General features: G+C 54.5%; 7 protein-coding genes and 1 pseudogene. 5 read left to right on the top strand and 3 right to left on the bottom strand.

What is annotated here, in order from left to right:
- Nucleotides 1-405 precede the first annotated feature (405 nt).
- Together KP708_RS15190 and KP708_RS15185 are read left to right on the top strand one after the other, a co-directional pair.
- Nucleotides 406-1,068 (top strand): ParA family protein, encoded by a 663-nt coding sequence (locus tag KP708_RS15190; protein WP_010505557.1) that lies wholly within the window; start codon nucleotides 406-408, stop codon nucleotides 1,066-1,068.
- Entirely contained in the window at nucleotides 1,068-1,427 is a 360-nt protein-coding gene (locus KP708_RS15185; protein ID WP_010505555.1) for a hypothetical protein, read from the top strand. Before KP708_RS15190 ends, KP708_RS15185 begins: the two co-directional genes overlap by 1 nt.
- Here KP708_RS15185 and KP708_RS15180 read toward each other — a convergent pair.
- Entirely contained in the window at nucleotides 1,424-2,359 is a 936-nt protein-coding gene (locus KP708_RS15180) for a replication protein RepA (protein ID WP_026017752.1), read from the bottom strand. The genes KP708_RS15185 and KP708_RS15180 overlap by 4 nt on opposite strands.
- Nucleotides 2,360-2,818: 459 nt before the next feature.
- A complete protein-coding gene (locus tag KP708_RS15175; RefSeq protein WP_026017751.1) occupies nucleotides 2,819-4,267 on the bottom strand; it encodes a site-specific integrase in 1,449 nt (482 codons plus the stop codon).
- A 113-nt stretch (nucleotides 4,268-4,380) separates the two neighbouring features.
- On the opposite strand from KP708_RS15175, the gene KP708_RS15170 reads away from it, so the two are divergent.
- Nucleotides 4,381-4,827 carry a hypothetical protein gene (locus tag KP708_RS15170; protein WP_026017750.1) on the top strand — a complete coding sequence of 149 codons (447 nt, stop codon included), beginning with the start codon at nucleotides 4,381-4,383 and terminating at the stop codon, nucleotides 4,825-4,827.
- Between the two features lie 41 nt (nucleotides 4,828-4,868).
- Here KP708_RS15170 and KP708_RS15900 read toward each other — a convergent pair whose 3' ends face one another.
- Nucleotides 4,869-5,312 (bottom strand): hypothetical protein, encoded by a 444-nt coding sequence (locus KP708_RS15900; RefSeq protein WP_252347596.1) that lies wholly within the window; start codon nucleotides 5,310-5,312, stop codon nucleotides 4,869-4,871.
- A gap of 293 nt (nucleotides 5,313-5,605) precedes the next feature.
- Between KP708_RS15900 and KP708_RS15160 the strand changes: the two genes are divergently transcribed.
- Both KP708_RS15160 and KP708_RS15155 read left to right on the top strand, forming a co-directional pair.
- Nucleotides 5,606-6,184 carry a hypothetical protein gene (locus KP708_RS15160; RefSeq protein WP_010505545.1) on the top strand — a complete coding sequence of 193 codons (579 nt, stop codon included), beginning with the start codon at nucleotides 5,606-5,608 and terminating at the stop codon, nucleotides 6,182-6,184.
- 146 nt (nucleotides 6,185-6,330) lie between these two features.
- Nucleotides 6,331-6,523 (top strand): annotated as a pseudogene (locus KP708_RS15155) (IS481 family transposase); the annotation flags it as partial.

The raw sequence follows: 6,523 nt of genomic DNA, 5'->3' as shown, positions 1-6,523 counted from the left end.
CTAGGATACCGTCCTGTCATTACGACTTTACGCAATGACGGATCCAGCATGTCAGCGAAGAACGTCCTCCCATCGGGCTCCCCCGTCATGACGTAATGACGGCTTTACGCCCCTCGATATCTCCCGCAGGCAGGGCAGTGTCCGGTCACTAGGATACCGTCCTGTCATTACGACTTTACGCAATGACGGATCCAGCATGTCAGCGAAGAACGTCCTCCCATCGGGCTCCCCCGTCATGACGTAATGACGGCTTTACGCCCCTCGATATCCCCCGCGGGCAGGGCAGTGTCAGGTCTTAACGTTTCGTAACGTCATTACGTCATTACGTCATTACGTCATTATAGCGTTGCGTAACGATGTAATGACGTGTTATCGATTACACACATCTAAGGAGAAATATGGATAATGCCCATTCTTACCATCGCTTCTTTCAAAGGCGGCCCCGGAAAGACCACCCTATGCCAGATAATTTCAGCGCGTTGCGCGGCAGATGGTTTGACAGTCGCAGTCATTGACGCTGACCCGACAAAAGCGATGTCCGACTGGCATAACAACACCTACGAAGGAGAGCCATTCACCTGCGTTGCGGAAACTTCGGAGCGGTCAATCGCTGACCTGGCTCTGGGACTAGATGAGACATCCGATCTAGTTTTGATCGACACGGCGGGCTTTGGTAACTTGGCCGGAGCAGTAGCGATGACTGTGGCGGACCAAATTCTTGTTCCTTTGACTGCTGGCGCCGCAGATCTCAACCAAGCCGAAGAGACGATCAAACAAGCCAAAGGGCTTGCATCAGCGGCACGTCGTAAAATTGAAGTTCGTGCAATAATGAACCGTCTGTCTCGCACTAATCTCACAAAGCACGCGGAGCAGGAGTTGAAGGAAGCTGGCATTCCTACTTTGAAAGCCTCAATTTCACACCGTACAGCGTTTGGAGAGATTTCCTATTCAGGCACGATACCCAGTAAGGGCACCGCAGCCGACGAAGTAACCGCTCTAATTGCCGAACTGAGGTCGATCGGTTGGATACCGGAGAGCTCTAAAATACCTAAAGTGGAGCAAGCCTAATGGCGCTCAAACCCAGAAAAAGATCCGATGCTAGTGAGATCACCGCTGCTGCGCTTGGACGAGCCAGCAGAAACGAAGAAGGACACGCCCCGCAGCCGAAAAGTCGTGCAGCCGAAGCACTTGAGACTGCGCGAAGCGTTAACCCACGATTACCGCCTGCTGAAGTCGTTCCAGAGGACAAAGCTGTCAATCATAACATGCGTGTTAGAGCGAGCACTCTGCGTGCCTTGGGCAAAGCTGCAGAAGAGCAAGGCATGACGGTTAAGCAGTTTATTATGCGGGCTGTTGCTGACAAGGGAGTAGCCGTTGCTCTACCTGATCTAGAGAATGGCAAAATAACTCCGTGGCGAGATCGCTAAATTGACTTTCGCGGAATGAGCCGTGGTTTTACAGGGGGAGGGGACTGATGAAGAATCAATCCTTCCTCTGTTACCTCTACTTTTGCATCGGGATAGACGGCGAGCGCTAAGGCTAGAGGCTTCTGCCATTTAGCCTTGAAATGATAGAGTTCCTTGTAACTAGGACCGAATTGAGCTTTTAGAGCCCCCCAAGTCACAAGACGCTTCTGATTTAGAACATGAAGCCGATACGCAAGCCATATGTATATGTCCAACGCTGCCGAATTATTTGCAATGGCCCTAACAGCTGCCTCTTGAACCGGTACTGGATGCTTACGAAGTTGCTCAAAATACCCTTCTGAGAGCTTTGCTACTTCGAGATAACTTTTATCACTGTGAACGCCACCTTCGGAGACAAAAAGCGCGCCATCGACAATTGCTTGGTTTACGAGAGCACTTGTTCCCGTTTCATTATTATGAATATGGAAACTTAAGCGACATCTGCTAATGCGCTCGGCTTGATCTCGTACCGAACGCGCAGAGGAGCCACTCGGCTGAATGCCTATCCGCTTAATCCATTGTCTTAGGCTTTTACCTAACTCAATTTCTCGAGAGTTCGTTCTTATTGCTTCGGTTTGCAAGAACAGCAAAATCAGCCTCGCATGTGCACCGAAGGGTACGCCAACATGCTCCAATTCATCAGTGTTGGGGATAGGCTTTATTCCAGGCTGAATGATTAGCTTCACCCGATCAGATGACATTTGCCATGCTTCATGAGCCGGTAATCTTCGGTGAGGCAAAGCGCATTGAGCCCAGCCCGAATATATAAAGCCTAGTCCGTTTTCTTCATCAGACATGTACGCTGATGCAGCCTCGACTACATCGCGATCTAAGCCTAAGGCCAAGACGCCTTGCTTACCTTGAGCTTCTAAAAGCTTATGGATGGTCGTCACACTGTTAGCCCTTGAGCATCCCCAGAAAGCTTTTATTGCACATCATCTGAGGAAAGCAGGTGTGTGTTTTGGTGAGGCCAGCAGGTTCAAGGCGTGTGTTTTGGTGAGGGAGGTCTTTTGGGTGGTCCAAACCTTTTGAGCCATCTCTCTGGCTCTAACCAACTACAAGCCGAAGGAAAGAACTGTGTGTTTTGGTGAGGATGGCCATGGAGAACTGCACTGTTTAGTGCGCGGGTAGGCTAGACAGCCGCTCTCGTGTGATCTGGTGAGACGAACTAATGGTTATTAGTGAATCTATTATTAGTATGCTCACCAAATCACACGGAACAAGATGTGAAAAGCGGCACTTTACCATATTCGTCCTCTCACCAAATCACATGCTATCATCACCAAATCACTCAATCTGAATGGGATAAGGCTCTTTTTAGTCCTCACCAAATCACACAGAGTAAGAACGTTCTAAAACCGGGTCCGCCCAGGATGCGTGGTCATGGCATCCTCAACCTCGATATATTTCTCCACGACGCCAAAGGTCTGATGACGGGAGAAGCGCTTGAGCGAAACCAGATCGGTGCCATCCCGCGCGCCTGTCGTGATCGCTCCGCGTCGCAGGCTGTGCCCGCTGAAATCCCCGGTCAGTCCTGCATCCGTGCACCGCTTCTGAATGATACGGGCCACAGACCGGTCAGACAGCGCCTCAGTGCCCATGGAGGGCAGGGCAGGGGGCTCACCGGGCTCAGACGTTGACGGTAGCCATACGCGCCGGAAAACAGCTCCCTTGGCGTCGTTCAGTCTGGCCACGCGTAGCCAGGCCTCGTAAGCGCGAACCGGGCAGAGACCGGTAATCCCCCTCGGGATCGCTACCTCGACACCCTGACTGGTACGATCGCCCTTTGAGCGGTCCAGCCGGATCCGCATCCCGTCATCATCCAGCGCCACGTTCTCCAGGCACAGCGCCGCCACTTCGGACCGCCGTAGCGCGCCGGCAAAGCCGAGCAGAAGAATAGCCTTGTCGCGGACGCCCACGAGTTCGGTGGTATCGATCTGTTCAATGACTTCGCTCAGCAGATCCCAGGTTAGCCCTTTGACCTGACGGGATGTGCTTCCCGTCGACGTCCTGCGAATGCCCGCAACAGTTTCGGAGACCAGAGCATGAGAGGTCGGAACGGGAAGCTGTGCGATATGGTGCAGATAGCGCAGTGCGGCGCGATGAAGGTCGACCGTTGCGGGTCGCTTCTTCTGCAACGCAAGATCAGCCAGATAGGCGGCAACATCCTCGCTGCGGGCGGGCAGGGCAGGGAGACCATGTCCTGCCGCCCATGCGCACCAGGAGCGCACGACCGATCGGTAGGTCCTGCGTGTGTTCACTGCCTTCGCCGCCCGGGAATAGGTCTTTGAGGCGCGCTCCGCCGTCACCAGCGTCCCGTCATAGTCGGGCAGGGCCTCGTCGGTCAGGGCGTCGAACCACTGCAGGACGGCGGAAGACTGCTGACCCAGAGGAGAGGCCAGAGGAACCAGCGTGGCGGCCCGAGAGCCGGTTTTGCGCCGCTTGGCCGCTTTCGGCTTGAACCAGGCCACGAAGACAGGATCGGGCTCGAGATCCAGAGCGATCGCTAGGTCGTGCCCGGAGGGCAGGGTAGTCACATGGGCGCTGGCGATAGCCAGAGCGTCTTCAGCCGTCTCCACAGTGGTGGACAGGACCGTGTCCTCGGCAAATTCGTTGTGGCGGTATTCGATGCCGCGAATGACCAGAGACAGGCGAGGGGAGAAGCGACCGGTCGACAGGAGTGCAACAGAGTTTTCCAGACTGCCGGCAGGAAGCTGCTGTCGGGTCTTCTGGTCCAGCCGGTCCAGAAGGGCCTCACGGGCTGCGTCTGCCGAGCCTGCAATGTGAATATGGCTGAGCATGGAAGCCTCCGTGAAACCTGAACCCGGCTTCTGATAGCACGGAGCATGGGGAAGGGCAGAGAGGAGAACAAACACTGTCCAACGCCGTCTGGAAATGTGTTAACGAAGACTGAATGCCGATCCGACCGGAACTGAAGCCGCTTTACCCTTCCAACTGGCCCGAGCTGAGCCGACAGGTGAGGTTTGAGCGGGCAGGGGGCATCTGTCAGCGCTGCGGTCGGCCGCATGGGTATTACCTTCAGGTGCTGCCGGGTGGCCGATGGAAGCATCCGGAAACGGGACACTGGTTCAACGGTCGGGGCAGACGGGTCTCACCTCCGGACCTGATCGAGCTTCTGCAGGTGCGCCAGACGAAGGTGTCGCTGGCGGCGGCGCATCTGAATCATGACCCCACCAGCAACCGGCTTCGCAATCTGCGCGCGCTGTGTCAGCGCTGTCATCTGCTGCATGACCGGATGTATCATCTGGCGCAACGGCGCCTGACTTTGCGACGGCGCCTGGCACTCGGGGATCTGTTCGAAGGGCTTTATCGGACCGGGATCACAGGCCTGGGACTATAGACACCCTGATCGGCGTGTGATCCGACGTTCTGAGCGTCAGATCAGGCCGCGGCTTCGATCGTGACGCTCGCGAGGCGAGGGAACTGGCGGATTACGCCTTCTGCGCTCTCTGCATGAACAAGGTGTGTGTCGTGTCCTGCCTTGAGGAACGTCTCCAGAGACGCGTCATCGCGAACATGGTGAACGAAACCCTGGACTTCGGCGCGGTCAAGGGCGCAGGTATCGCCATAAAGAACTCTGGTCATGTCTGTTTCTCCAGTCTGAGACCGTGATGATGCGGCGGAGGAAGCCCGCTGCCAGACAACGATATCGCAGGTGGTTGTGAGTACCGTTAAGGCGGCGTTCTTCCCACCTTCATCCGTAGTCAACTCTGCCAGCCGCGAGGCTGTGACACGGCCCACAACCGTTGGGTGGATCGGCCCCAAGATACGCCAGGAGCATAGCCCGTGTGTGCCTCGTGACGGCTCCCGTCTGGATGGACGCAAGCGCGTTTTTCTGGTTTTCGGCGAGTGACGTGCCTTGCGCTTGCCGTCGAGATTGCATCGATTAATTCTCCGGACATTTTCCGAACTTGCATCCAACGCTGATCAGCCGGCTTCCAACCTACTGCCGAAGACTCATCCAGCCGAAAGCGATTGGCAAGAGATACCGAAGGGCTGAAAAGTCTGGTGCCCGACGAATTATTCCCATGTTCTGGAATTTTCCGATTGGCTTTCGGGTGGTATTTCTCAAACCCTATAAGGAGACTTATTTTATCGGTGCCAGATGGAGAATGTAGTTGGAAAAAAATATAAGAGATGGTGCGGCAGAACAACTACTGCCGGGGCAGATCAGGTTGGTTCAGTCTCTCGCTGATCTCCAGATGGCATGCAGCGCCGTAGAATTTATGTGTGAACTTGGCGATGATCACCTCGTTACTCGCGTCGAGCGACGGCGCTATCGATGTTTTGAAGACACCGCTGTAATCGCCTATGGGCGTGCCTTCACAAAAGCTAACAATTTGCCTTCACTCAGTTTGAAACAGATCAAAATTAGACCCAACTCTAACGAACGTGCTCTGCATGAGCGACTGTTGGAGCGACGTCACAAGGTCATAGCTCACTCCGATGCTGATCGGCAGCGCATTAGCTTCACAACCGAATGCTTTAGTTGGGAAAACAAGCAGGTAAAAATGCCACGCTTTGATTTCGACGATGCACTGGCATTTTTTGCAGAGCGGCAAGCATTGGTTGCGTGGCTTAGCACCCTTATATCTGCGACTAGCAAACGTCTATTTGAACAAGTGCAAAGCATGCCGGAGATACGTTTTGTTCGTGATCATACTTTGACGGTCCGCTCCAATGCCGGAGAAGGCTAGGAGGAAAAGGTATTATGTATTCGCCTGCGTGCCAAAATCACTGATTGCTCGATCACAAGGTCAATACGTTACCAAAATCCTGAGCCTAGCTGTTTAGTCCCGTGTTTTGATGGTGTGATATTTTCACGCGAGTGGAAGGAAGCCTTATGGGACAGATACGTCATGGCAGCGCCACGACCACGCACGCCGTGCGAGCAGCACTACAGCGATCGCAGGCTTCGCTCGCGACGCTGAGCGAGGAGTTCGGGATCAACCCGAAAACAGTTGCAAAATGGCGAAAGCGTCAAACGGTTGAGGATCAGAAGACAGGTCCTAAAGAGCCGCGCTCAACGGTCCTGT

The organism is Gluconobacter sp. P5H9_a (assembly GCF_018812085.1).
Taxonomy (GTDB): Bacteria; Pseudomonadota; Alphaproteobacteria; order Acetobacterales; family Acetobacteraceae; genus Gluconobacter.
This window is presented reverse-complemented; position numbering and strand designations above follow the sequence as displayed.

Bases quoted from the DNA above. Each gene is read 5' to 3' on its own strand.
- KP708_RS15190 (WP_010505557.1), top strand. From the start codon at position 406: ATGCCCATTCTTACCATCGCTTCTTTCAAAGGCGGCCCCGGAAAGACC.
- KP708_RS15185 (WP_010505555.1), top strand. From the start codon at position 1,068: ATGGCGCTCAAACCCAGAAAAAGATCCGATGCTAGTGAGATCACCGCT.
- KP708_RS15175 (WP_026017751.1), bottom strand. From the start codon at position 4,267: ATGCTCAGCCATATTCACATTGCAGGCTCGGCAGACGCAGCCCGTGAG.
- KP708_RS15170 (WP_026017750.1), top strand. From the start codon at position 4,381: ATGCCGATCCGACCGGAACTGAAGCCGCTTTACCCTTCCAACTGGCCC.